Genomic DNA, 24,807 nt, shown 5'->3' on the forward strand with positions numbered 1-24,807 from the left:
TCTTTTGAAGGATTTTGCTGATATTAAACTAAGGTATATTGTTAGTTATACGGACAATACTAAAACGGCCTTCACCTCTCTCCATGGCGACCAAGAATTACATCAAGACGTAAGAGAACTTTGCGTGGCTAAATACGACCCCGATAAGCTTTGGACATTTGTAGAAGCAATCAATAAAGATTGCACTGCTCAAGATGCGGATAAATGTTGGACGGCAGTAGCTGAAAAGATTGGTTTAAATACCAACCAAATCTCTCAATGTCAAAAAGACGAAGGCAATAGTCTTTTAGAAAAGGAGTATGCGGCCGACCAACAGTACAACATCTCTGGGTCTCCAACCTTGATTATTAACGATGATGTGACCTCCAACGACAGAACTCCGAATGGTTATAAGAATAGTATTTGTTCTGCTTTTACCGAAGCTAAAAAACCGGCGGTTTGCGCCCAAACTCTAGCGGAAAACTCTGCTACTGCCTCTGGCAGCTGCAATTAACTCTTTACATTTAGTTCGACCTGAGCTATAATGGTTAGGTTTAAAGTGTAGGGGTTCGAGCCAAATCTGGCGAGAACGGGTCTTTCTACATGAGTTATAAAATAATATTTACTTTAGAAGAATGGCTAAAAGATTATATGTAGGAGGATTGCCCTACAGCACCAAGCAAGAAGAATTGACTGAATACTTCTCCGCCGCTGGTTCCGTAGAAATGGCTACCATCATTACTGATAAGTTTTCCCATCGTTCTAAAGGTTTTGGTTTCGTTGAAATGTCTACTGACGAAGAAGCTCAAAAAGCTGTTACCATGTTCAATGGCAAAGAATTCGGCGGCAGAGTTTTGACTGTTAGCGAAGCCAGACCCTTAGAGCCCAGAGCTCCTCGTGAATAATTAGGAACTGCATGAGACAAAAATCCAATCTTAATTGATTGGATTTTTTGATTGTCTAATTTTGACTCAGTATGCTACAATAATATTGTTATTTCTTTAATTATTTTTATATATGGTCCAAGATAAAAATACTGTTTCGGGCTTTGAACCGGTTGCCAAAGGCTCAGAAACAGAAAAAAATTTGCTTACTGCCTTCGCCGGAGAATCTCAAGCGAGAAATAAGTATACTTACTTTGCCCAAATAGCAGAAGATGCAGGTATGGAACAAATTGCTGGTATTTTTCTAGAAACAGCTAATAATGAGAGAGAACATGCCAAAATTATCTACAAATTATTGGGAGAATGGACTGATACTGCCGCTAACTTAGAAAAAGCTATTGCCGGCGAACATTATGAATGGACTACTATGTACAAAGAGTTTGAGGCTAAGGCACAAGAAGAAGGTTTTAAAGACGCTGCTACTTTCTTCAAAGAAGTGGGAGAGATAGAGGAAGAGCATGAAAAACGTTATCAAAAATTATTAGATAATTTAAAGAGCAATGAAGTGTTTGAAAAGAAAGAAGAGGTTATTTGGGTCTGCCGTAACTGTGGTTATGTGCACCGAGGGACTACTCCGCCAAAGGAATGTCCTAATTGCCATTTCCCTCAAGCGTATTTTGAAGTGAAAGCAGAAAATTACTAATAAGTTGAAATCTTTTCAAGTTTAGAAGGCAGAAAAAGAGTATTGGACATAAAAAGATCAATACAAAAAACACTCTGTTGCAGAGTGTTTTTTTGTCAATCAATTTCTGATTTCCATTGACAAGAATAGCTTCTAATGCCACTATAGGTCTAGCTCTTAACAAATAAACACAAATTGAAAAAGGAGGTGGGGTATGGCTAGCAAAAAGGCAGAGAACGATGAGGGGTTAGACCCAATCAACACCGCCTTGTTTAATGAGGTCCAAAGGCGGGCCAAACAGTTTTTCATTGACGCCAGCATCAACATCTTATTTTACGATCTAGATGATGGCGATAAAGTTCTCTCTCATTACCAGAGGCTGAGCCAAAAGGAAAGGGTAATGGTGCTAGAGAGTCTTACCGATGAGGGGACACTGGTAGCGGTGCATAAGACGTTGTCAGGTAGCACTGAGACCCTGGATATCATTCTTGCCGCAAGACAGGGCATCGAATCAGTGATGTTTGAATCCCTCAGGGCGCTTGTGTGGTATAAGTGGTATTGGCCCATTGAATCGCGAGAATCTAAGGAGCTGGGCTATATCACAGATGACCCCATGATTCATAACATGGTAGGGTCGCACATTGCCGAAACAGTGAACCAAAGTCTAGAGACTTTGGCAGTATTCATTGTTGGGCTAATCCAATCGGCAGAATTAGGCAGTAACCCTTCCGCTCCTGACAAGGAAACCTGCAATTCGCCCCAAGACGGCTTATAATTTAGCCGGAGCAGTTGTCAATTGTATTGGGGGTCGCATACCGACCCCCTTTTATTATTGTGTGGAAATTAAATTTTAATCCCTAAATAGGCGGCTAAGTTTTTTTGCATACGAGAAGAATATTGAAAAGCCTTCTTGGGACGCCATACTATTTCGGACGGTAATTTTAATTTTTGCGCTACCAATCTTAAAATATATTTTTCAATGATTTTTCCATTTTCACTATAAAGTTTAAGGCTAGGGGATATATCTAAAGCGTAATTTAAAAAATCTTTTTCTTCGTAGGGATTGATAATTTGCATATTAAAACTGTTAAAAATAGCGTTATCTCTTTTATAATCTGCTCCGCCTACAATTTCGTAATCGTTTTTCAAATAATTTTTTAAATCACCAGCGTAATGCTTATACCTAGTGTAACCTCCGAAAATTTCATCAGAGCCTTGACCAGTTAAAATATGGGTTACCTTCAATGTCTGGGCTCTTTGACCCAACAAATAAAAACCTAAACCTAAGCTAAGCTGCATCAGGTTTTCTTCCACTCCGGCTTTTATTAAAATATCTTTAGTATTTTTTATATCTTGCTCGTTGAAGTTAGCGGAATCAACAATTTCAATATTGGTCTCCAGATAATTCTCCAAAATGTCTAAATAAGGCTTATCCTGACTCTCCTTACCGGCCAAAGAGAGGAAAATAGGGTCTTTAAAGGAAAGCCTGGCAAAATGTGCTATAATCGAGCTGTCAAGGCCTCCGGAAACCACAATTCCCACCCTTGTACCATCTAAAATAGCGCTCAAACGCTCAAAATTGCCCTTTAAAAGGGCTATTAGTTTGTTTACGGCTATGTCTATATTTTCTGGCATAACAGGGTCTAAATGACTAAAATAGTTAACAAAAAAAGAATTTATCTCCAACTTACTGATAATTTACCTCAACCCGCCTCACTTTACAAAAAAGCTGGCATGGAGGCCATTTTTAGTTTGGAAAAGAATATCTCAAAAAGAATATTTAGTAAAAAGGAACTAGTCAAGTTTTTAAATCAAATAGCTAAAAATTACAATCTCAAGAACCAATTGCCGCATTGGTACCTCAATTATCTGCTTCTAACCGAAAGCTCCTCGTTTAAAAAAATAAGCGCTAAACACTTGGAACAAATTGCCGCTCTCCTTAAAACTCATGAAAGACGCACTCAATCGGGAGTGGCTCCGGTGTCTTTGTTCACTGCGCCTGGCGGTTGCCCCTTTAATTGCCTCTATTGCCCAAAGACAAATAACACTCCTAAAAGTTATTTGCCAGATGAACCAGCTATTATGCGCGCAATTAGGAATAATTACGACCCACTGAAACAAACGCTCTCTCGTCTCTTGCAATTGAAATTATTGGGCCACTCTGTTTCAAAAATTGATATCATTATTCAGGGAGGCACTTTTTCTTATTACGACCAGGCCTATCGGAAAGACTTTATGGCTAAAATATTTCTAGCAGCTAACGCGAATATGCAGGCTGTGCTTAAAAAAGGATATTTAGACATTCCAGAAAAATTAGATTTATCCAAGATTCAAAAAATTAATGAAACAGCCACAAATAGAATTATTGGCATCACTATTGAGACGCGCCCTGATTTCATTAATGAAAAAGAATTAAAGTTTTTAAGAGAACTGGGTATAACTAGAATTGAGGTGGGGGTTCAAAGTTTAGATGAAGGCGTCTTAAAAACTATCAGAAGGGGTCATGACCTAACAGCTGTAAAGAGGGCTAATGAATGTTTAAGAAATTTCGGTTTTAAAGTAAATTTTCATATGATGCCTAATTTGCCTGGAGCTACTCCGGCAAAAGACATTGCTATGTTCAAAAAACTTTTTGCCGACTCTGCTTATCGTCCCGATTATCTTAAGATTTATCCCACCATGGTAGTCAGGGGGTCAGATTTGGAAGCTTGGCAAACAGAACATCTATATAAATCTTATTCAGATAAAATACTCCTCAAGACATTGTGTTCTATTTATGAGAGTCTGCCCAATTACGTCAGGGTACAAAGGCTAATTAGGGATATACCAGCGGGAGAAATTACTTCCGGTTCCATTATTTCTAATTTACATGAGGATCTTAATAAGATATTTTTAAAACAACATAAGCTACTCTTAGAAATTAGAAGCAGGGAAATAGCGGGAGCTAAACCGGCGAAAGAATTAAAACTCAAAGTCACTCAATATGAAGCAGCGGGGGGACAAGAATATTTTCTTGAATATATTGATGACCAAAATAGGTTGTATGGCCTCTTGCGCCTCAGAATAGACTCGCATAATCTTAAGGATTATAGTTTTGCTGATAAAAATATAGCGCTCATTAGAGAAGTCCATGTCTATGGAGAGGCTACCCAACTAAAACTAAAAGGCTTAGTGCAACATCAAGGCTTGGGCACGCAGCTGTTGAAAGAGGCCGAAAAAATTGCTACACTCAACCACTGTAACGCTATTGCGGTCATTGCTGGAATCGGGGTCAGGAATTACTATCGCGCCAAGGACTACCATTTAAAGCAAACTTATATGTATAAAAAATTAATTTAATTTTTGCTATGCAGAAAACTCACACAGAAGCGGGGAAAAAACTGGTCTATATTATTTTAATTACCATTATGGTTTTAAGCGCCGCTTCTAGCGGAATTATTATTTATTTAAATAGTCGACCTTTAAGTAACAAGGATATGCAAGCCCAATTAATAAAAACAGGTAGTGGGGAAGAGGTAAAAAGCGGAGATAAAGTAAGTGTCCTTTATAAAGGCTCTTTGGCAGATGGAACTGTGTTTGACGAATCAGCTAAACATAATAATGAGCCCCTCGAATTTACCGTAGGCTCTGGACAAATTATAAAAGGTTTTGATGACGCCATGATTGGCATGAAAGTGGGTGATAAGAAAAAAATTACCCTTACTCCGGATATGGCCTATGGTAATCAACAAGTGGGCAACATTCCTCCTAACTCAACCCTTATTTTTGAAATAGAGTTATTAAAAATAAATTAGTCATATGTTTGTGGCCCTTCCTCAAAAAGAGCCCTTGGTCTGGACTAACCATGCCCTGGCTAAAATGCAGCACTATCGGCTTACTCAAAATAAGATTAAAAATGTTTTACGTAGCCCTTTTAGGGTGGAAGAAGGTATAGCTGCCAATACTATTGCCGCTATGATACCCAATAAATTGGTATCTCCTCGCGAGACAAATACAAGCAAAAAACCATCAGTTTTCAACAATTGGGGAAGGGTTTATAAACACCATAAGGAAGAGATTTGGACCATGTATCAAAAAAGAAATGGCCAAATTTTTATCATTAGCGCTTGGCGTTATCCAGGAGAAAGTCCGGTTAATAAACCCCTAGAAATACCGCCTGATGTTTATGATGATTTAAATGCTTTTCTCAAAGAAACTATCTAACACTACTTATGCTCATTGAAGAATTTAATTATGAACTACCAGAAGAATTGATAGCCCAAAACCCTCTTAACCCGAGGCCTTCAGCTAGATTAATGGTCCTCAATAGGAATACAGGTTTAGTAGAACATCATCATTTTTCTGACCTACCCAATATTTTAAAGGCTGGAGACATATTGGTTCTCAACAACACTAAGGTTATTCCGGCAAGATTAATAGGTAAAAAAGCGCTAACTGGAGGACGTGTTGAGGTGCTCTTGCTACAACCGCAAGATTCTAATTTCACCAGTACTGGTCTTTGGCAAGATAGATGGCTAACTATTGGCAGCCCTAGGCTTAAGAAGGGGGAGGAGGTCGCTTTTTCTACTGACTTAAAGGCTAAGGCCATAGAAGAAACGGAGACAGGAAGCGTTTTAGCATTTAATTTAACTGGCGAAGCCTTGCGCTCTGCTGTTTATGCCGTGGGGGAAATGCCCATTCCTCCCTATATTAAGAAAACGTCTTTAGACCAAGACAGTTTACAAAAAGAATATCAAACTGTTTATGCCGAACACGAAGGTTCAGTGGCAGCTCCTACAGCTGGTTTACATTTTGATGAGACTCTTTTAAAAGAATTACAAAATAAAGGCGTTCAGGTTATGTATATCACCCTAAACGTCGGCTTCGGTACTTTTAAGCCTATTAAGGTCAACGAGGTGGGTGACCATAAAATGGATGCCGAATATTATGAAATAAAGCCCGAAGTGGCTAATCTTTTAAATATGGCCAAGAAAGAAGGCAAAAATATTATTGCCGTTGGCACTACGGCTACCCGCACTTTAGAATCAGCTTCCAACGACAAAGGCATATTAGACAAATTAAACGGCTGGACCAGTATCTTTATCTACCCCGGTTATCATTACAAATTTATTACTGAATTGATTACTAATTTTCATCTGCCTAATTCTACTCCCTTAATGTTAACCTCTGCTTTTGCCGCTCAGCCCTATTTAGACAAGGAAGGCTGGCAGAAAGGAAGGGATATGGTCATTAATGCTTACAAAGAAGCCATTAAAAATAAATATCGTTTTTATTCCTTCGGCGACGGCATGCTTTTAAGATAGTATGTTTAAATATAAGCTTCTAAAAAATAAAAAAGGCACTTACGCTCATACCGGCACGATCACTACCAATCATGGCGTTTTTAAAACGCCTATTTTTATGCCGCCCGGAACCCAAGCCACTGTGAAATCCTTAACCCCGGAAGATTTAAAAGAAATTGGCATAGAAATTCTTTTAGTTAATACCTATCACTTATTTTTAAGGCCGGGTTTAAAAAATTTACAAATTATTAATAAAAAAATAGGGGATATCCATGGTTTTATGGATTGGCCCAAACCCATTTTAAGCGATTCTGGCGGTTTTCAAGTTTGGAGTCTATCACAAAAAAAATTTCAAAAAGGACAGCCTCTCGCTAAAATTACAGAGGAAGGGGTGAAATTTAGATCTCCTTTAAACGGAGAAAAATGTTTTTTTACTCCTGAGCTGTCTATGCAAACTCAACACTTGATAGGTTCAGATATTATTATGGCTTTTGATGAATGCACGCCTGATAATGGCGACCATAAATATGCCTCAGAAGCGGTTACAAGAACTACCAATTGGGCCAAAAGATGCTTAGAGGAAAATAAGAAGTTAAATAAACATAAGGACACAAAAAAGCAACCAGCTCTCTTTGGTATTATTCAAGGGAGCACTTTTAAAGACTTGCGTACCAAGTCGGCTCAAGAAATTACGTCTTTGCCCTTTGAGGGAATCGCCTTAGGAGGTGAAACCATTGGTTATAATATGGCTAAAAGCGTAGAAATTTTTGATTGGGTGAGAGATTATTTACCCCTAGACAAGCCAGTTTATATGATGGGTTTGGGAGCCAAGCCACAAGATATTATTGATGCTGTTCTTGCCGGAGCAGACATGTTTGATTGCGTTTCGCCGGCTCGTTTAGCTCGCCATGGCATTTTGTTTGAAGGCAGTGTGAAATATAAAAAAGGACTGCCTTATTGGGATAGCCATTTCAAAGATGGAAAGTTAAATATAATGAATAGTAGTTTCACCAATGATTTTACTTCCATAGATAAAAATTGTCATTGTTATACTTGCACTCATTTTAGCAAAAGCTACCTGCGCCATCTTTTGGCTAATAATGAATTGCTTTATCCACGTTTGGCTACCATCCATAATCTTTCTGTCATGTTAGAGACTATTCACGTTTTAAGAAACTGGATAGAAAAATAAAAAAGGCCCCCCACGCAAAGTGCGCAGAGGGCTGTATGTCCATTACTCTTTGGCTCTTATTTATATTGCCCCGAGCCTGAGTTTGTAGGGGGCGACGAGCTTAGAAAGGAAAGAGTCTTATGACAAAGACTCCTTCTAGAGAAGCCTTTCTCATAAATGCCTCCTTGAGCTGTTGCCAGCTCTTTGTGTTAGGACTGTTGGATTATTTTGTCCGCATTATATCAAGGGGGCCTCTTCACGCTTATGCTATTAGCGGCTCATTCCCTTGACCGGACACTGGAACTAGCCTCATTATGTGAGGGAGTTCCTAACTCAATAGATCTTTGGACACCTCCGGACCAAGGTCCTTTATTACCATTTAGAGCAAATTGATAAGCCAGGGGCTTAAACCAAACTACGGCTTCCTGGCACTTCGACTAACACGCACACGGGTGACCGTGTTTGACAAGGGTGGAATTATACTATTTGGTATTGCCGTTCAGGTTATACAACCCCATACAGTACCACCTCCTTCTTGGCAAGAGATTATTATGCAAGCAACTCAAGAATGGTCTTGGGCAGAGACTTTCTCACAAGACGGTTACCGGCTTCGATATTGCGAGCCTGACGCCGAAAAGAGTCTATACGGCTCTTTCTGAACTTAGGGTCGCAATTATCTGGTAGACTAAACACTAGCCTATCAGCCTCAGCTTCTATCTTGTGAGCACGCGACAAGGTCTCCTGTTCCATACGCTGCTTACACATCCCACTCTCCTTTCCTTAGATTTTTGAAACTTTTGGTTATGTAAATGCAAAGAGTCTTGGATAACAAACCTACCCTCCTTTTTTAGACTCCTTTCAAAGCTAAAAATACGATAGCACTGGTTTGTTTATTTGTCAATAATGAATTTTATGAGCCCCGTATGCTATACTATTTATATGTTCAAATTCAAATTTCATAAAAAAACAATCCTTATAGGAGGAAGCGTTTTGTTAGTTATTGTATTAGCGTCTGTTGCCTTGATTGCCATTTCTAAAAAGGGAGAAAACCTGCCCTTGGAAGACCTTAGTTTAAAACTGAATAAAGATGATTCTAAGACATCGGCCTTTGGTCTAGAAACAGAATGTATTAATCCGTCCTTTTATTTACCAGGAGATAAGCTCTCTCTAATCTTCCAAGGTATCAATGATAAGTTGAGTCTCAATTGGCGCATTACCCATGGACAGGAAGTTATTAACCAATCCGCTAAAAATATCAACTTGACCCCGCAAAGGGAATATACTTATGCTTCTATTAGTTTGCCACCCTATCCTAACAATTATGATTTAAGAATCAGAAACGGCAAAGAAACCCTAATCACCAAAGAGGTTAATACTTTAGATTTAAAATATACGCCCCAATCTTTTTTAAACAACCTTTTTAGCATAGACATGCCCATGAGTTGGCAACCTTTAGACCTTAAAGCCCTTAATACTCAATATCAACTGCTTTTTTCACAAACTCCTAGCATTTCCAAAAATATAAGGTTTTTAGCCAGTTATAAGGACGACTACGGAGCCACTATCAGTGTCTATGGCCGAGTCTTAACCAAAGATAATTTAAGGCGTTCTCTCAAAGACCTTATCAAAGAAGAAAATACCGCCTTAGGAAAAACGGGTTATGTTGATTATAGCAGTCGAGACCTCATTGAAAATTACGGCACCAAAGAAGCCACCGTTTCAAGACAAATTATAGTTCAGGGCGTACCTACGCTGTCGATTAGCCGAGTTTTTTGGTTTGTAGACCACGACCAACAACCTATGCTTCTGACGGTTAATTTTACAACCTTCCAAAAATGCGCCCTCAGGTATGAAGCTATCGCTCAGCATATTTTAGATTCTATAAAACAAAATTCAAGTTAAGGCTTCTTTCTTATGCTCTCTATACTTTATAAAAAATTAAAAGAGGGGAGCGTACAATGTTTGACCTGCGCCAACTATTGTTTTTTAAAAGAGGGACAAATTGGCAAATGCGGACTGAGACAAAATAACTCCAACAAGTTATATTTTTTGCCTGGCAAAACAGTCGCAACCGAAAATCTGGACCCTATAGAGAAAAAACCACTATTCCATTTCCTGCCTGGCTCTTTAGCGCTTTCTTTAGGGGGCTGGGGATGTAATTTAAAGTGTTCTTTTTGTCAGAACTGGGAATTGTCACAAGCTCCGCAAGATTGTATTCAAAAGGGACTGAAAAATTTTCCCTGGGGAGATAAATTAGATGACGATTTTGTTGTTAATTATTGCTTGCAAAATAACATTTCCTCTATAGCCTACACCTATAATGAGCCGACTGTTTATCTAGACGCTTATCTTGGCCTTCTTAAAAAAGCGAAAAAGCTGGGAATAAAAAATATTTGGATAACCAATGGCTATTTATCACCCGAGTCTTTTCTTGCTTTGAAGCCCTATATTGATGCAGCCAATATTGACCTGAAAAGCTACAGCGAAAATTTTTATACCAAAATCACCGGCGCCCATTTAAAGGTCGTGAGAGAAAATATTAAAAAATTCGTAGCCGCTGGGATTTGGACGGAAATTGCCACTCTTATTATTCCCAGTTTGAATGACAATCCAGAAGAGCTTTCGCAAATGGCTAATTTTATAGCCAACATTAGCTTGGATATGCCTTGGCATCTTAGCGCTTTCTTTCCCGCTTATAAATTAACCTCTTTGCCGGCTACTTCGGCGCGAATTCTCAAAAAAGCTTACGATATCGGCATAAAAGCCGGGCTTCATTATGTTTATACTGGCAATTTGTTACCATCTTTATCCCCCGAAAATACCTATTGCCCTCAATGCCAATTTAAATTGATTGAGAGAAGGGGGTATACTATTTTAAATAATAGCCTTTCAAATGGTTGTTGCCCTAATTGTGGTTATAAAATAGCTGGTCATTGGGAATAATATGAATACCACCAGAACATTTCAGTACGCGGGTAGTTTTTATCCAGACAAAACTGCTGATATAAAAGCGTTTATTAAAGCTGCTTTAGACAAAGCCGTTTTGAAAGGATTGCCAAGCCAAAAGCCCAAAATCGTTATAGTACCGCATGCAGGCTATGCCTATTCGGGGCAAATAGCTGCCTACGCCTATAAAGTTATCAGCCAATTTAATTATAGAAATATTTTTCTCCTCGGTCCGAGTCATTACGTTTTCGCTTCCAACGAGATTCTTACTTGCAGTTTTGGTCACTTCGAAACCCCTCTGGGCACAGTTGCCACCTTTAAACCTCAAAATTTACCAGCTCTTTTTAAAGACAATGACAATGCTCACGCGCTTGAGCATTCTTTAGAAGTGCAATTGCCATTTTTGCAATACCTTGACAAAAATTATCGAATTTTTCCTCAACTTACTAATGAAGATAACGAAACATCATTGTCAATTGTAAGCAATTTTGAAAGCGATTTTTTAGATAATTCAGATGATAATCTTTTAATTATTAGCTCGGATTTGAGCCACTATCATGAGTACAGGGAGGCGCAAAGGAAAGATAAACAAACTATTGAAAATATCTTGCTGAGAGATGATAAAGGGCTAGAAGAAAGGGGAGAGGCTTGCGGCTTGATGCCAATTGTCATTGGGCTCAAGATAGCTCAAAAATTAAATCTTAAACCGATTTTATTAAAAGCAGCTAATTCGGGAGACACCTCAGGTTCTTTCGGTGCCCCCGTGGTCGGTTATGCTGCTTTTGCATTTTACTAAACAGCAAACAATTTTGTGTTATGGAAAAACAAAATAAAAATTTTTTATTATTGCTGGCAAGAAAAGCCATAGAAAATTATTGCCTTTACGGCACGCGTTTAGCTTTTCAAGAAACAGATTTACCTTTAGAGGCTAATCCGCATTTACTCCATAAGCAAGGTGTTTTTGTCACGATAACTAAAAACCAAGAGTTGAGGGGCTGTGTTGGCAGTTTGATGGGCAAGCAACCGATTTATCAAGAAGTCATTGATAATGCTATCAACGCCGGTTTTGGAGACTATCGTTTTCCTAAATTACAATCCGAAGAACTAGGCAGTATTAAGATTGAAATCTCTGTCTTGAGTCCATTAGTTCCTTTAAAAAAACTACCTTCAGCAGAATTGGTAAAGTGGTTAGCGCAGAAAAAGCCGGGAGTATATTTAGAATTAAACGGCGCTGGCGCGACTTTTTTACCGCAAGTTTGGAAAGAAATTAAAACGCCTTTAGATTTTTTGTCTCAGTTATGCCTAAAGGCTGGCTTAAAGGAAAATGATTGGCAAAATCCTCTAATGAATTTTTGGACTTATACTGTCGATGCCTTTCAAGAAAATTAAAGAGTAGGCTGCGATATTCCCAATACTGTATAGATCATATTTCTTAAAGTGTTTGGATCAATACCCGGGCATTGCGTTTTTCCGCCACGAGCATCCAGTTCCATATGTCCTTTAATTATTTTAGTGTCCCAAATTAGAGTTGAATTATCCGGACTGGGGAGTAAGTCCGGTTTAGTTAAATCCAAATAATATTCTTGGCTTAAGTATTTCACCAGCTTAATTAAGCTTTCTTCCATTTTAGGAGACATAGATTCTTTAGTTAAGTCGGCCATTAAGGCTATGCCTATAGTGCCACGGTTATGATAACCGGTATGAGAACCCACTACGTATTTACCTCCGCCCCGCCCTTCAAAGATGTTTCCATCGTAATCTATGAGATAGTTGTATCCAATATCGTGCCAGCCATTTAAAATCGCGTGAGCATAATAAATTCGGTTTAATTCTTCTAAACTGCCAGCATAAGTTTTTTCACTGATATGGGCAGTATGATGAATCACAATTTGATTGACTGGCATGTATTCATACTCGTTATCATTAATAATCCTAGTTTTGACCAAACCATCATCCATTAGCTGGAAATTTTTTTCATAATTATCCTTGAGTTTTAAATAGGTGAGGTCGCTTTCAAAATCATTTTGATTTTCCTCCAAACATTGGTCTTCATGAGAAGCGCAATAAGAAGCATAATAATCCGCCCGAGAATAATCGCTAGGAGCTTTCCACTCAGCGCGAGAGATAATTTTTATATCATCGTTTTCAGGTAGGGGAGTACTATAATTATTGGCAAAATCGATAAGATTAGGATAGCTTCTTTTATATTCTAACAGAGTGTCTGCGTCCGTCATTTGATTTTGCATTCCGGGCGAGTAGCAAGCAGGAAAGCATATATTAAAAAAAACTAAAAACATCATCCCAAATAACGGGATTAGCAGAACTAACTTAAAACGGATATCTTTTTGCGAAAAGGAAAACTCTACCATTAATTAGGGTTAGAAATAAAAATTCCTTGACTATGTCCGTTCAAAAAAGCCTGGGCAGTCATTATTTTTTTACCAGCAGGTTGCAGGCTTTTAATCTCAATTAGACCATCACTAGCCATCACTAAAAGTTTATTATTTTGCCTGATAATTTTTCCCGGAAAATAGGTATTAATGTTTGGTCTATTCATCTCGTTAGTCTCTGCTCTAACGTCATAAAATTTGACTGTTAAAACTGGTTTGGTTCCTTCTTTATAATAACTAAACACCCCTGGTTCTTTGGCTAAAGCCCTAATTTTGGAGACTATAGAGGAAACGGTATCTATTTCCCAATTGACTTTACCGTCGGAAATAGTAAATTTCCTTGTGAAAGTAGCTTTTGAGGCATCTTGCGCCTCGGGAGTACAAATACCCTCTAACCATTCCGGAAGCGTTTCTAGGGCCAATTTTGCCCCTAAAACAGCCAATTTTTGAGAGAGGGAAGAGTAATTATCTTCAACGTCTATGGCTACCGCTTTTTGCTTTAAAATAGGGCCATCATCCATGCCTTGATCCATAAGAAAAAGGGAGACACCAGTTACTTTTTCCCTATTAAGAATAACTGTTTGAATAGGCGAGGCCCCCCTGTATTTGGGAAGAAGGGAAGGGTGCAAGTTGATAAACCCCTTGCCCTTTAAATCTAAAATTTCTTGAGGAACAATTTTCCCATAAGCAGTAAGAAAATGAAAATCACAGCCATAGCTATTCAGAGCCTCTTTAAAATTATTGTCCTTTAATTTGGCGGGAGCAAGAACGGGAATATCATTTTCTTCTGCCAATATTTGCAATTCATTTTTAGCCAGTTCTCGTTTTCGACCTTGGGGAGCTGGCGGAGTAGTCACCACTAAAACGGGTTGGAAATTATGCTCCAAAAATACTTTCAAAACTGTAGCAGAAAAACTGGAGCCACCCCAAAAGCTAAAATTCATATTTTAATAGTTATGACTATTTTTAGATTTTAAACTTTTAGCCTTATCAATAAAGAGGATTCCTTCTAGGTGGTCATTTTCATGCTCAATTACTCTGGCTAATACTCCTTTGGCTTTTAATTTAAATTTCTTATTATTTGTTCCATAGGCTTCAATAGTAAGCTCCGCTGGACGAGTCACTACCCCAGCCTGATCGGGAACACTCAAACAGCCTTCTTCCATATCTACGCACTCTTTTGAGTATTGAAGAACCTTGGGGTTAATAAAAACATAATATTTATTTTCTAGTTCTATCAAAAAAAACCGTTGGTTAATACCAACTTGGGGAGCAGCCAGTCCGACTCCGTTTTCCAAACTCATAAGACGCCTCATTTCTTGGATGATTGCCTTGAGTTGTCCGTCAATCTGCTCCACCGGCAAATTTTTGGCTCTAAGAGTTTTGTTATTTTTATAGTCTTTAATAATTTGCATGGTCTAAATGCCCAAGGGTGGGTCAATTTCAATGTTAATATTTTTTCCGCTTATGTCCCGAAGGAGGCTGTCGCGGATAGAAATACTATCTGTGCTTAATTTTATAATAATTTCCCAAAAAAAGACACCCTGCCCGCTAGAACGATTACCTGCAGATGGACCTAACACATTGAAAAGATTTCTTTTTTCTTGAGGCATTTTGAGTATTTTGCTTTGGATCAAATTAACTAACTCGTTAGCTTTTTTATGGGCCGCAAGATTATTCTTATTGACAACAGTTATTTTAATGATATGAGCAAAAGGAGGATAATGATACATTTTTCTCTCGGCCAGTTCTCTTGGATAGAAAGAAGCGAAAGGCTCATCGGCTATATAGCGCCAAAACTCATTTTGGGGCTCGAAAGTTTGTAGAATTATTTTTCGTTGAGTCAAGTTTTTTAATTGAGCCAAACAATTGATTAACTCTTCGGGGGCTAAATAATTAGTAGAATTTAAAAGGCTATCCAAGCTAACGATTACTGTTAAATCAAACGGATTGGTTTGCGGCTTAAAAATAATCTCTGTGGCCACAGTGATAAGGGCAGGCTTTGCTAACAGCTCTATTAGACTGGTTTTATTTTCTAATTCATCCTGACTAATCAAATTAATGGATGCAGAGGGAACAGCGTTTTCTAAAAGTTGCTTCACGATAGCTTCCACGCCCAATCCAACGGCTTTCAAGTGCCAAGAGTGACAATGGGGGCAAATATCTGGCACTTCAGTATGATAGCCGCACTCGCGACAGATTAATTCTCGACCAGCCCCATTTTCTCTCAAGGCTAGTGGTTTTTGGCAATGAGGACAATGCGGCACTTGGCCGCAATCCTTGCACACTACATAATGAGCTAGGCCCTTGCGATTAAGGAAGATAAGGATTCTCTTATTTTGGCTGAGAGCTTTTTTTACTTGGTCTAGGGCGGTGGGAGACAAGACTATTTTAGATTTTAGCTCTACCGATAAACTTTTGAGGTCAACAATTTCTACTTGCCTTTTGCTATTGGGCGGAATAGCCTCTAAATAGCGGTCCGACAAGTGAATCAAGTCTATATCCGGCAAGGCGGCAGTAAGCACTAACTGGCAATGGGTAAGTTTAGACCAAATAGCAGCTACTTTAGTAGTAGAATAATACGGGTGCTGGTCTAGAGAAAGATGTCCCCGATGCCTATATTCATACACAATTATAGTTTCTAAATTAAAAAATGGTAATAAAACGGCGCTCTGCAACCCAATAATAATAGCGTTGGGAAAAGCAACAAATTGTTTATAAAACATGGCTCCGTCCTTAATGCCATTGTCTCGTCTATAAATCAGCAGAGGAGTGTTGGGAAAACAGCGCTTTAGTTTTTCCCTCAAATACTCTAGGTGTGTCAAGGTGGGACACAGTATTAAAATCTGCCCCGTATGTTCATTAATTAATTTATGCAAAGATTTCTCAAATGCATTACTTTGCCAAAAGATTAAATTAGCTGCTGATTTTGAATAAGTATTTTCATCTTTTGGGGCAGGCAATATTAAATTAATTTTTTCTAATTGTTTATAAAACTTCAAGGGGAAAATTGCTTTTAAATAACTGCCCGTAGATTCGTAATAATAACTGCCCAAATAACGGGCAAGATCATAATGGATTTTTTGCAAGAAACTGGTTTCCCAAAGAACTTCGCTAATAGGGGATAGGACAAAATCTGATTTTCTGACACTGGCTTTATAATCTTTGAGCGGATTAGCTGCCACAACCAAAAGTTTAACTGAACGTTTTTTTATATTGGCTTTGATCAAAGCCCCTTTTTGGAGCAATTGGGCACTAAAAAAGGTAAAGGTTTCTCCAGCCTCTTTGGGAATGTAATCTAGGGGAATGGCGGTAATAATATACATTAATAGTTTCTAGATAATAAAACACTGGCTAAAACATTATAGATTGGTCCCTGAGGTGTTAAGCAGCTCTCTGTAAGAGTGAGATTTTTAAAATGAACCTTTACTGGAGCGATTAAGGGCAAGACTGGCAAATTCTGTAAAGGCGAACTCTGGAAGCGCGCCAAAGTCAAATGACTGAGAAAGTGTTTGTTCAGTAAAGATTTTTTACCCTGACGGTCTAAAGAAACCGAAGGTATAACAATCGTCAATTCCTTTTTCAATTCTTGCCATAAATCAATAATCCAAGGAGAATTTTCTCCCCGCAACCAAATAAGGTTAGGATATTGCGGGTTAGCTCCATATTCTAAATGCTTGAATGTAAGCGCAGGCTCTATCCTGATATGGGCCGATTTTTTAATAACATCTTTAATAGCCGATATATAACAAGCTTCTACTTCTCCCAGAAAACATAAGGTTAAATGCCTTTGGTCTTGAGGAATCATTCTAAGGGTAGCAAAAGGAACAACTTTTTTATTGATTTGAGCCAGTTTTTCCAGGGCGTGATCATCGGGACAGAGGGCTATGAATAGACGGCTAGTTGGCATAAGTGGCATTTTTTAAATATTTCTATTATACTATAAAAGTTCTGGTAAGGCGATTCTTGCTATTTCTCGTTAGACTTGTGAAATAAATGCCTCCAGAAAACAATAAGATAGATTATTAAATATATATGTTAAATATTATCTTTTCCTTATGATCAAGAATCCTCTTAAACAAGTAAAAAAGGAAAGCTTAACTGTGACCGCGGTTCTCATCTTGGTCATAATAAACAGTTGCTTAGTGTATATGCTCGGCTATAAGTTCGGCAATGCCAATTATGTGGCCGAAAAGAGGGCTATCAGCACTAATTACAGTCCTGAGAATGTCATTGACTATCCTGATTTTTCCACTTTTTGGAAAGTTTGGGACCTTATTAAAACCAAATCAGTTAAACGCAAAGAGATTACCAATAATCAACTCCTTGAGGGAGCTATTAATGGCTTAACGAGCTCTTTGAATGATCCTTTCTCAGAATTTCTCAATAAGGAGCAAAGCGCTGCTTTGGCGGAAGAATTGGTTGGCCAATTTGATGGCATTGGTGCTGAAATAAGCAAAAAAAATGAATATATCACCATTGTTTCTCCTTTGGAAGGGTCGCCAGCTGAAAAAGCTGGTTTACTTCCAAACGACGAGATTCTTAAGGTAGGGGATATTAATGTAAGCGGAAAGACTGTCAACGAAGTGGTCAAACTTATCAAGGGTCCTGCCGGCACTTCTGTTACTCTCACCATAGGAAGACAAGGCATTATTGAACCAAAGGTGGTTAATGTTACTAGAGCTACGATTAATGTGCCCTCTGTTGGCTGGCAAATGCTTCCTGGAGATATTGCTTATATTAGAATTTATAATTTTAATGACCAAGTAAATAGCGCTTTTGATCAAACGACAAAGGAAATTTTTGTCAAACACCCCAAGGGAATTATTTTAGACCTAAGAAATAATCCCGGCGGTTATTTTGATTCTGCTCTGCATTTGGGCAAATATTTCTTTACTCCCGGCTCTGTTATGGTAAAAGAAGATTTTGGTGATAGCATCACTAAAGATTATCCCGTTTATGGCAATGCTCTTTTTGCTTATATACCCACCGTTGTCTTGGTAAACGAAGGGTCTGCTTCTGCTTCAGAAATTATGGCCGGAGCTTTAAAAGATCTCAATAAAGCTGTTTTGGTGGGTCAAAAAACTTATGGCAAAGGTTCTGTGCAAGAACTGATCCCCATTGATAAAGACCAGAACCTCAAGTTAACCATTGCTCATTGGCTCACTCCTAATGGCGCCCTCATTCAAGATAAGGGCATTGTCCCTGATTATGTCGTGGCTAATCCGCAACCAGAAGCATCCACTTACGGCAAAATAGAAGTTCAAAATGATTTACAATTTCAAAAGGCTATAGAAGTTATGACGACCTTAATTCAGAAATAAATTATGAAGGTAATCTTTCTTAAAAATATTCCGGGTAAAGCGAGAACGGGAGAAATAAAAGAGGTATCAATAGGCTATCTTAATAATTATCTTTTACCAAACCATTTGGCTACAGTCGCTACCGCTGCTGCTATAAAAGAGGCAACCCTGAGAGCACAAAAGCAAAAGGAATCAGAGGAAAAAGAGGCCGCCGCTCTAAAAGTAATAGCTGCCCAATTGAAAGAATTAGTGCTCAATTTTTCTCTTAAATTCTCAAGTTATGACGATGATACTACCAAAGAAATTTTGGCAGAAAAGGCTTATGATTCAGTCAATGTCCAAAGAATTATTGACGCTTTAAAAGAAAAGGGGATTAATCTGCAACGCAATCAGATTAAATTGGATAAGCCGCTAAAGACTGTTGGCCAATATACTATAGAAGTTAATCTCCTGCCTAAGGAAAAAACGTTCGTCAAAATTAATATCACCAGTGCAATTAAAAACGCCCATTAAGGGCGTTTTTTCTATCCTATTTGGAATTTTCCACACTGACTACTTTTATTTTTTTGCGATTTCCATCATACTTAATCTTGGTCTGGTCCTTAAAAACAACTTTTCCTGTAGTCAGGGAATAAAGACAATCATCGCCACCTTTTTTTACATTCTTGCCTGGATGATAATGAGTGCCACGTTGTTTCACTATTAACTCTCCGGTTTTAACACTCTGACCATCATTTTTTTTAATGCCCAAGTATTTAGCGCGCGAATCTCTTCCTAATTTAGTAGACCCACCTGCTTTAGTATGTGCCATATAGCTAACAAATAAATAATAAGATTATGATAAAATACTCATTTAAAGACTTGCCTATACTAGCAAAAATAGGCAGTTTTGTAAAGGCAAAACAACAAATTCTTCTCCTCAGCGCTCTGGAAATAGCCTTATTAGGAACTGTATTTTCCTTCGGAATAATTACTGGCAAGACGCAATTTAGAACTGAACCGATTATATTGGAGGGAGTGACGCCCATTTCTCCTGAGGAGGTTTTGACCTCTATTGTGAATAAGCCTAAAAGCAGCGCAAGCGGAGAATACGTGGCTAGCTCGCGCGGGAAAATGTACTACCCTGTGGAATGCTCGGCAGGAAATAATCTTAAGCCGGAAAATAAAATCTATTTCAAGACGAGTGCAGAAGCCGAAGCGGCTGGCTATAAACGAAGTTCGGCTTGCCCTTAGATTTAATTTAGAGTTTCTAAATCTTCCTCTTTACGAGTGGCCAAAATCGCTTTTTTAAAACTATCTGGCAATTCTTGCATAACTTCTCCTAACATCTTTTGATTTACCATCAACACCTTTTCTATCTGGTTAATGGGGGTAAGAATATTTATTATTTCAGCAATATCATAAGTAATTTTTTTACCTGTCACTCTTTTTAAAACGCCCGTTTTGCCGCTAATTTGAGAGATATTATGTTTCAGACAATAGGTGTTAATTTGTTCTTTAATTTCTTTGAGGCGCTGGTTCAGCTGATAATCCTGCTTTTGCAGTAAAAAATATTCATCTACCAGCTGGGCAACTTTTTTGCCGCTCAAATTAGTTTGGATGTAATAGTCATGCCAAACAGGGCAACGCCTTCTGTAACCGCACCAGTCACAAAGCCGTGAGGGGGTAGGGGAGAAATCGCTTTTGGTGATAGTTAAAATACTCTCTTGTATTTCCCGCTTGGTATTCTCCAATTGTTCTGTCGTACGTGCACTCGTTACTTTGATATCTGGTTTTAAAAAATAAAGTGAAAGACTGATGTTATTAACATTCAGCTTCGGCCAAATGCTCAAAAGTCCCAAGGCATAAATAGAAAGTTGCAAATCTTTATCAGTATCTTTTTGGGAAGGCACCCTTTTACCAGTCTTATAATCTATTATTTCGTAATGCCCGTCGCTGGAAGCATCCACTCTGTCCATAATGCCAGAAAGATAATGTTTTTCTTTGCCAATATCAAAATCCAGAACAAAATGTTTTTCTAACTCCAAAATTACTGACTGGAATGGCAGATTTCTGGCATAGAAGGATTTTAATTGGCGTACGCCCTCCTTAAGATATGTCTCCGAGTCTTTATTGGTTTTCCAATTAAATTCACTTGCAGCCGGCCAATTTTTTTTATAATATTCAATAAGCTCCTCCAGGGTAGGGAACTCGGGGTCTTTTTCGCAAAACCAATGCAAAACCTCGTGAATATAGCTACCAAAGGCAGCTTCTCTACTTTTAGGCTCTTTTATTTTTTCTATTTCGCTAAACTTATATTTTTGAGGACAATTTTTAAAAGCCTCAAGAGAGGAATAAGATACTTTCATATGACAAAATGCAAAAAAACGGCCGCAACTTGGGCGATAGATTAAATTGAAGAAGCAGTCTTTGCTTCTAAATGTCTATTTCATATTAAGGGAAAAACGCTAAAATAGCAAATCAGACTCTTGCCATTGACAGAACAAAGTATATTTATGATAATAGAAAGATAAATTTAAGATTTATTGTATGTCGCAAGAACAACCAACAGAAGAATTGCTTTTTGCAGAAAAAGACGCTAGCCAAGATGATAAAGACATTCTTGACTATGACAAGGCGAAAGAAAGAGCCTTAAGGGGAGAGGTAGGAATTTTTTCTGTTATTAGGGGGCTTAATAATCAAGTGCTAGAGTTAACCGCCCTTGTCTGCGATAAGGACAATGATTTAATGGAAATTCATTGCGAGAAAAATACGGGAACAGCTAAATATGCGATAACTAATTATATGTTTGTAAATACTGTTGAGGAAGAGAAAGTAATGTCTTGGAATCCACGCATGTTAAGCAAAGAGATAACAGCTAAAATGAAAAAAACTTTTGGAGCCATTTTCTCAGACAGTCAATCAGCGTCCGCATCATCAGGGGAGGAGTTGAAGTAACCCTTGGTCCGATATGACAGACAATGTCGCACAAGATAGCTTTTGCGACACTGAACCATAATTAATAAGAACCCCCCGACCTTTCCAGCGCCCGAGCCCCTTCCCTGCCTCAAAATTTACTTTTTAAAGGATTGAGTTAAGAGATCGATAAATAACTTAAATATCCCCAATATAAAATCCCAAATTCCTTTGAGAAACTTTAAACCGGTATTTAAAAAATCTTCGGTAAAAACTTGCTGGAACAAAACCCCTACTTGTTTTACAAACGTGACTATAAACAGGGTTATTTTATCCAACCAGGGCATAACTTTATTATCGGCAAACTCAATATAATTAATGGTAGTGTCTGTAGTAGTGGTAGCAGCTTGAGCGCTTATTGCCCTAACGAAAACTAATATGGCGATCATTCCTAGAGATAATCCCGCTAAACGTAAATATTTTTTACTCATAGATTGGTTAGCTTATTAAAGGTAAAATCAAATTACGCGCGAATTCTAACCTTCTCAAAGATTCGTCTTTTCCTAAAACTAAAATAATTTCCGCTGGAGTCGGTGAAGATTCTTTGCCCGACAAAGCAACGCGTAGGGGCCAAAAAAATAAACCCTTATCTTCTTTATAAGGACTTTTACTAGCCACAAAATCGTTGAAAACAGTCTGCAGGCTATTAATGTCGTAACGGTCTAAAACTAAGGCGCTAATGATATCCATGGCATAATTCAAAGCTAAAATAACTTCTTGCCATGGAGCCCCGTGCCATTTCAGAAGCTCTGGGGCATAATTTAAGTCATCTTTGAATAAATACTCAGCCACAGACTGAAAGTCGCTTATTTTGGCTAAACGGGGCCTTTCTAGGGCTATGGCGCGGCTTATATAATTCAGGTCAACCACTCTTTTGGAAGCGGGAATAGAATAGCTTACTTTGTCGGCATTTACTTCTATTAAATTGCTGTCAACCAATTGTTTGACAATGGGCTGAATCAAAGTTTGTTCATCAATATTCTTAAAATATTGGAGATTAAACCATTCTAGTTTTTTAATATTGAATATGGCTCCGCTTTTTTGCAACCTCTCGATAGTAAAATTTTCTACCAAAGCCGGCAGGTCATAAAGCTCGCGATTATCGGCTGGATGCCACCCTAGCATAGCAATAAAATTAATCAATGCCTGCGGCAGATAACCTTCAGCTATATAATCTTTAATGCTAACTGTGCCATGACGCTTGCTCATTTTGGAACGGTCGGGACCAAGAATTAAAGGTAAATGCGCATAGGCAGGAGAAGAAAAACCCAGGGCTTCCGCTATAGCCATTTGCTTTGGCGTATTGGAAAGATGGTCTTCGCCCCTGATTACATGGGTAATTTTCATAAGGGCATCATCTACCACTACGGCAAAATTATATAAAGGAGTATCTAAATTTTTAGCGATAATAATATCTCCCACCAAGCCCAAGTCGGCTTTGACCTCTCCCCTAATTAAATCCTTAAATTTCACTATTTTTTGCGGCATGCGAAAACGAATTACTGCTTCCCGGCCTTCGGCTAAATTTTGAGCCACAATGGCTTTCTCTAAACGGCCGCATTTGCCGCTATAACGGGGTTGTTCACCTCGAGCTAAAGCTTCTTGTTTTTGGGCTTCCAATTCTTCGGGTGTGCAAAAGCAATAATAAGCCTTATCCTCGTCCAAAAGTTGCTGTAAGTATTTCTTGTATATGGCTTGCCTCTCAGTCTGCCTATAGGGACCATAATCACCACCAATATCTGGCCCTTCATCCCAGGTAATACCCAGCCATTTCAGACCATTGATAATATCTTCTTCGTATTCTTTTTTAGACCTTTCTAAATCGGTATCCTCTATGCGCAAAATAAATTTACCACCGTAATGCTTGGCCATTAAGTAGTTGAACAGAGCCGTGCGGGCGGTGCCAATATGCAACCATCCTGTTGGGCTGGGCGCCATTCTTACCCTAATATCTTGAAAATTATTTTCCTTATCCCCCATTTTTCCTATTTATAAATAGCTTTTTTATTATAATATTAGTTAATCATTTAGTCAATCTATTTATCGAAAGATATCTTGTAACATCATTTCAGCAATATTCTGAGCGGCTTGTTTATGGCTTAGACCTAGAGCCTTGGATTTTGAGGAAAGTGAAGCTAATCTCTCTGAGTTATGGAGAAGGTTAACAATAGTTTGAGCTAAAGTATTTGCCTTAAGATTGCCTTGTTCCAAAATAATGCCTGCCCCCTCGTTGGCTACGGTACTAGCATTTTTCCATTGATGATTTTGGCTAGCGCTGGAGAGAGGGATAAGAATCATGGGCTTACCCATGGCAGATAATTCAGCAATAGAACCGCTACCGGCTCGCGTCACCACCAAATCTGCGCTAGCTAACACATTATAAAGAGATTTGAAACCAGAAACAGCCTGCTCGTCTAAAAAAGCCACTGGATGATAATCAACCCTTAAATTTTGGTCTGGATCAAATTCCTGCAACATGACTTCAGCCATTCTAGACACTTCTGCCAAATTAGTGGGTCCCGTTTGATGGACGACCTGACATTCGGGCAATAAATCTGCCAACCCTTCCACTATTAAAGTATTAATAAATTGAGCCCCTTGGGAACCGCCTAAAACAACTACCACCGGTTTATCATCTTTTAGCCCCACTACTTGCCGACAATTTTTTATATCATAATCGGCATAAAAAGCCTCCCTAATGGGACTTCCCAACACATAGGTTTTGGCTATGGGGAAAAAGGCTAAAGCAGACTTGAAGCTCACAAAGATTTTGCGCGCCGTTTTTTTAAAAAGATTACTGACTAACCCGGGTATGGTATCTGACTCATGTTCATATAACGGTATATGAAATATGGTAGCTATTAAGCAAACTGGGAAAGCCCCAAAACCGCCCTTGGAAAAAACTGCCTCTGGCATATAGAAAAATAACCAAAAGAAAGATTGCAGACAACCAATAGCTGTTTTAAACAAATCAAAAATATTAGCGAAAGAAAATTCTCTTCGCCATTTGCCTGCGATAATTTTTTTCAAGACGACTCCTTCTTGCGTCAAAGCCTGGGTTGTATAATCAACAGGACCAATATAAATAAGGCTAGTTTCGATATGATTTTCTTGCGCCAGTTTTTTTATCTCTCGAGCCACAGCCACTAGAGGAAAAACATGTCCCCCGGTGCCGCCGCCTGTTAAAATAATTCTAATGTGTTTCTTGTTCATAT

28 protein-coding genes are annotated in these 24,807 nt (G+C 38.5%); 17 read left to right on the plus strand and 11 right to left on the minus strand.

What is annotated here, in order from left to right; genetic code table 11:
* The 4 genes from PK547_01680 to PK547_01695 all read left to right on the plus strand — a co-directional run.
* Positions 1–493 (plus strand): hypothetical protein (locus tag PK547_01680; GenBank protein ID HPR91422.1); only part of this gene is annotated, 493 nt, incomplete at its 5' end.
* Positions 494–614: 121 nt separating this feature from the next.
* The gene (locus PK547_01685) at positions 615–884 is read left to right on the plus strand and encodes an RNA-binding protein (protein HPR91423.1); all 270 of its coding nucleotides are present in this window, start codon (positions 615–617) and stop codon (positions 882–884) included.
* A 112-nt stretch (positions 885–996) separates the two neighbouring features.
* On the plus strand, positions 997–1,566 hold the full coding sequence (locus tag PK547_01690; GenBank protein HPR91424.1) for a rubrerythrin family protein: 570 nt from the start codon (positions 997–999) through the stop codon (positions 1,564–1,566).
* Between the two features lie 193 nt (positions 1,567–1,759).
* Positions 1,760–2,320 carry a hypothetical protein gene (locus tag PK547_01695; protein HPR91425.1) on the plus strand — a complete coding sequence of 187 codons (561 nt, stop codon included), beginning with the start codon at positions 1,760–1,762 and terminating at the stop codon, positions 2,318–2,320.
* Positions 2,321–2,388: 68 nt separating this feature from the next.
* Here the strand turns inward: PK547_01695 and PK547_01700 are convergent, their stop codons facing one another.
* On the minus strand, positions 2,389–3,180 hold the full coding sequence (locus PK547_01700; GenBank protein HPR91426.1) for an asparagine synthase-related protein: 792 nt from the start codon (positions 3,178–3,180) through the stop codon (positions 2,389–2,391).
* 12 nt (positions 3,181–3,192) lie between these two features.
* On the opposite strand from PK547_01700, the gene PK547_01705 reads away from it, so the two are divergent.
* The 9 genes from PK547_01705 to amrA all read left to right on the plus strand — a co-directional run bounded on the left by PK547_01705 (position 3,193) and on the right by amrA (position 12,333).
* Complete coding sequence (locus PK547_01705) at positions 3,193–4,884, plus strand: tRNA uridine(34) 5-carboxymethylaminomethyl modification radical SAM/GNAT enzyme Elp3 (GenBank protein HPR91427.1); 1,692 nt, start codon at positions 3,193–3,195, stop codon at positions 4,882–4,884.
* Between the two features lie 8 nt (positions 4,885–4,892).
* Positions 4,893–5,339 carry an FKBP-type peptidyl-prolyl cis-trans isomerase gene (locus PK547_01710; GenBank protein ID HPR91428.1) on the plus strand — a complete coding sequence of 149 codons (447 nt, stop codon included), beginning with the start codon at positions 4,893–4,895 and terminating at the stop codon, positions 5,337–5,339.
* Positions 5,340–5,343: 4 nt separating this feature from the next.
* Positions 5,344–5,748: a hypothetical protein gene (locus PK547_01715; protein ID HPR91429.1), complete on the plus strand. Its 405-nt coding sequence runs from the start codon at positions 5,344–5,346 to the stop codon at positions 5,746–5,748.
* 8 nt (positions 5,749–5,756) lie between these two features.
* Positions 5,757–6,848, plus strand: a complete 1,092-nt coding sequence (gene queA / locus PK547_01720) for a tRNA preQ1(34) S-adenosylmethionine ribosyltransferase-isomerase QueA (protein ID HPR91430.1) — start codon at positions 5,757–5,759, stop codon at positions 6,846–6,848.
* Position 6,849: 1 nt separating this feature from the next.
* A complete protein-coding gene (gene tgt / locus PK547_01725) occupies positions 6,850–8,019 on the plus strand; it encodes a tRNA guanosine(34) transglycosylase Tgt (protein ID HPR91431.1) in 1,170 nt (389 codons plus the stop codon).
* 918 nt (positions 8,020–8,937) lie between these two features.
* Positions 8,938–9,900, plus strand: coding sequence for a hypothetical protein (locus PK547_01730; protein HPR91432.1), 963 nt, complete (start codon positions 8,938–8,940; stop codon positions 9,898–9,900).
* A gap of 12 nt (positions 9,901–9,912) precedes the next feature.
* Positions 9,913–10,941 carry an AmmeMemoRadiSam system radical SAM enzyme gene (amrS, locus tag PK547_01735; GenBank protein ID HPR91433.1) on the plus strand — a complete coding sequence of 343 codons (1,029 nt, stop codon included), beginning with the start codon at positions 9,913–9,915 and terminating at the stop codon, positions 10,939–10,941.
* Between the two features lies 1 nt (position 10,942).
* On the plus strand, positions 10,943–11,740 hold the full coding sequence (gene amrB / locus PK547_01740; protein HPR91434.1) for an AmmeMemoRadiSam system protein B: 798 nt from the start codon (positions 10,943–10,945) through the stop codon (positions 11,738–11,740).
* A gap of 20 nt (positions 11,741–11,760) precedes the next feature.
* Positions 11,761–12,333 (plus strand): AmmeMemoRadiSam system protein A, encoded by a 573-nt coding sequence (amrA, locus tag PK547_01745; protein ID HPR91435.1) that lies wholly within the window; start codon positions 11,761–11,763, stop codon positions 12,331–12,333.
* On the opposite strand, the gene PK547_01750 is transcribed toward amrA, so the two are convergent.
* The 5 genes from PK547_01750 to thpR all read right to left on the minus strand — a co-directional run bounded on the left by PK547_01750 (position 12,330) and on the right by thpR (position 17,253).
* On the minus strand, positions 12,330–13,178 hold the full coding sequence (locus PK547_01750) for a peptidoglycan recognition family protein (protein HPR91436.1): 849 nt from the start codon (positions 13,176–13,178) through the stop codon (positions 12,330–12,332). The genes amrA and PK547_01750 overlap by 4 nt on opposite strands.
* 134 nt (positions 13,179–13,312) lie before the next feature.
* Positions 13,313–14,278 (minus strand): methionyl-tRNA formyltransferase, encoded by a 966-nt coding sequence (fmt, locus tag PK547_01755; GenBank protein ID HPR91437.1) that lies wholly within the window; start codon positions 14,276–14,278, stop codon positions 13,313–13,315.
* A 3-nt stretch (positions 14,279–14,281) separates the two neighbouring features.
* A complete protein-coding gene (gene def / locus PK547_01760; GenBank protein HPR91438.1) occupies positions 14,282–14,749 on the minus strand; it encodes a peptide deformylase in 468 nt (155 codons plus the stop codon).
* A gap of 3 nt (positions 14,750–14,752) precedes the next feature.
* Positions 14,753–16,660, minus strand: a complete 1,908-nt coding sequence (locus PK547_01765; GenBank protein ID HPR91439.1) for a hypothetical protein — start codon at positions 16,658–16,660, stop codon at positions 14,753–14,755.
* Positions 16,660–17,253 carry an RNA 2',3'-cyclic phosphodiesterase gene (gene thpR, locus PK547_01770; GenBank protein HPR91440.1) on the minus strand — a complete coding sequence of 198 codons (594 nt, stop codon included), beginning with the start codon at positions 17,251–17,253 and terminating at the stop codon, positions 16,660–16,662. Before thpR ends, PK547_01765 begins: the two co-directional genes overlap by 1 nt.
* 139 nt (positions 17,254–17,392) lie before the next feature.
* Between thpR and PK547_01775 the strand changes: the two genes are divergently transcribed.
* Positions 17,393–18,658, plus strand: coding sequence for a S41 family peptidase (locus PK547_01775; protein HPR91441.1), 1,266 nt, complete (start codon positions 17,393–17,395; stop codon positions 18,656–18,658).
* A 3-nt stretch (positions 18,659–18,661) separates the two neighbouring features.
* A complete protein-coding gene (rplI, locus tag PK547_01780) occupies positions 18,662–19,150 on the plus strand; it encodes a 50S ribosomal protein L9 (GenBank protein ID HPR91442.1) in 489 nt (162 codons plus the stop codon).
* Between the two features lie 16 nt (positions 19,151–19,166).
* Here rplI and rpmA read toward each other — a convergent pair whose 3' ends face one another.
* Positions 19,167–19,448 (minus strand): 50S ribosomal protein L27, encoded by a 282-nt coding sequence (rpmA, locus tag PK547_01785; protein HPR91443.1) that lies wholly within the window; start codon positions 19,446–19,448, stop codon positions 19,167–19,169.
* Between the two features lie 26 nt (positions 19,449–19,474).
* On the opposite strand from rpmA, the gene PK547_01790 reads away from it, so the two are divergent.
* Positions 19,475–19,870: a hypothetical protein gene (locus PK547_01790; protein HPR91444.1), complete on the plus strand. Its 396-nt coding sequence runs from the start codon at positions 19,475–19,477 to the stop codon at positions 19,868–19,870.
* A gap of 2 nt (positions 19,871–19,872) precedes the next feature.
* On the opposite strand, the gene PK547_01795 is transcribed toward PK547_01790, so the two are convergent.
* Positions 19,873–20,985, minus strand: coding sequence for a PD-(D/E)XK nuclease family protein (locus PK547_01795; GenBank protein ID HPR91445.1), 1,113 nt, complete (start codon positions 20,983–20,985; stop codon positions 19,873–19,875).
* A 181-nt stretch (positions 20,986–21,166) separates the two neighbouring features.
* Here PK547_01795 and PK547_01800 point away from each other — a divergent pair, with 181 nt between their 5' ends.
* A complete protein-coding gene (locus tag PK547_01800) occupies positions 21,167–21,574 on the plus strand; it encodes a hypothetical protein (GenBank protein ID HPR91446.1) in 408 nt (135 codons plus the stop codon).
* A gap of 116 nt (positions 21,575–21,690) precedes the next feature.
* On the opposite strand, the gene PK547_01805 is transcribed toward PK547_01800, so the two are convergent.
* The 3 genes from PK547_01805 to PK547_01815 are packed head-to-tail and all read right to left on the minus strand — an operon-like array spanning position 21,691 to position 24,805.
* Positions 21,691–22,023, minus strand: a complete 333-nt coding sequence (locus tag PK547_01805; protein ID HPR91447.1) for a hypothetical protein — start codon at positions 22,021–22,023, stop codon at positions 21,691–21,693.
* A gap of 7 nt (positions 22,024–22,030) precedes the next feature.
* On the minus strand, positions 22,031–23,572 hold the full coding sequence (gene gltX / locus PK547_01810; protein ID HPR91448.1) for a glutamate--tRNA ligase: 1,542 nt from the start codon (positions 23,570–23,572) through the stop codon (positions 22,031–22,033).
* Positions 23,573–23,632: 60 nt separating this feature from the next.
* A complete protein-coding gene (locus PK547_01815) occupies positions 23,633–24,805 on the minus strand; it encodes a UDP-N-acetylglucosamine--N-acetylmuramyl-(pentapeptide) pyrophosphoryl-undecaprenol N-acetylglucosamine transferase (GenBank protein HPR91449.1) in 1,173 nt (390 codons plus the stop codon).
* Positions 24,806–24,807: the final 2 nt, after the last annotated feature.

It is taken from the genome of Candidatus Paceibacterota bacterium (genome assembly GCA_035404205.1).
In the GTDB taxonomy this organism is placed as follows: Bacteria; Patescibacteriota; Minisyncoccia; order UBA6257; family JAVHQB01; genus JAVHQB01.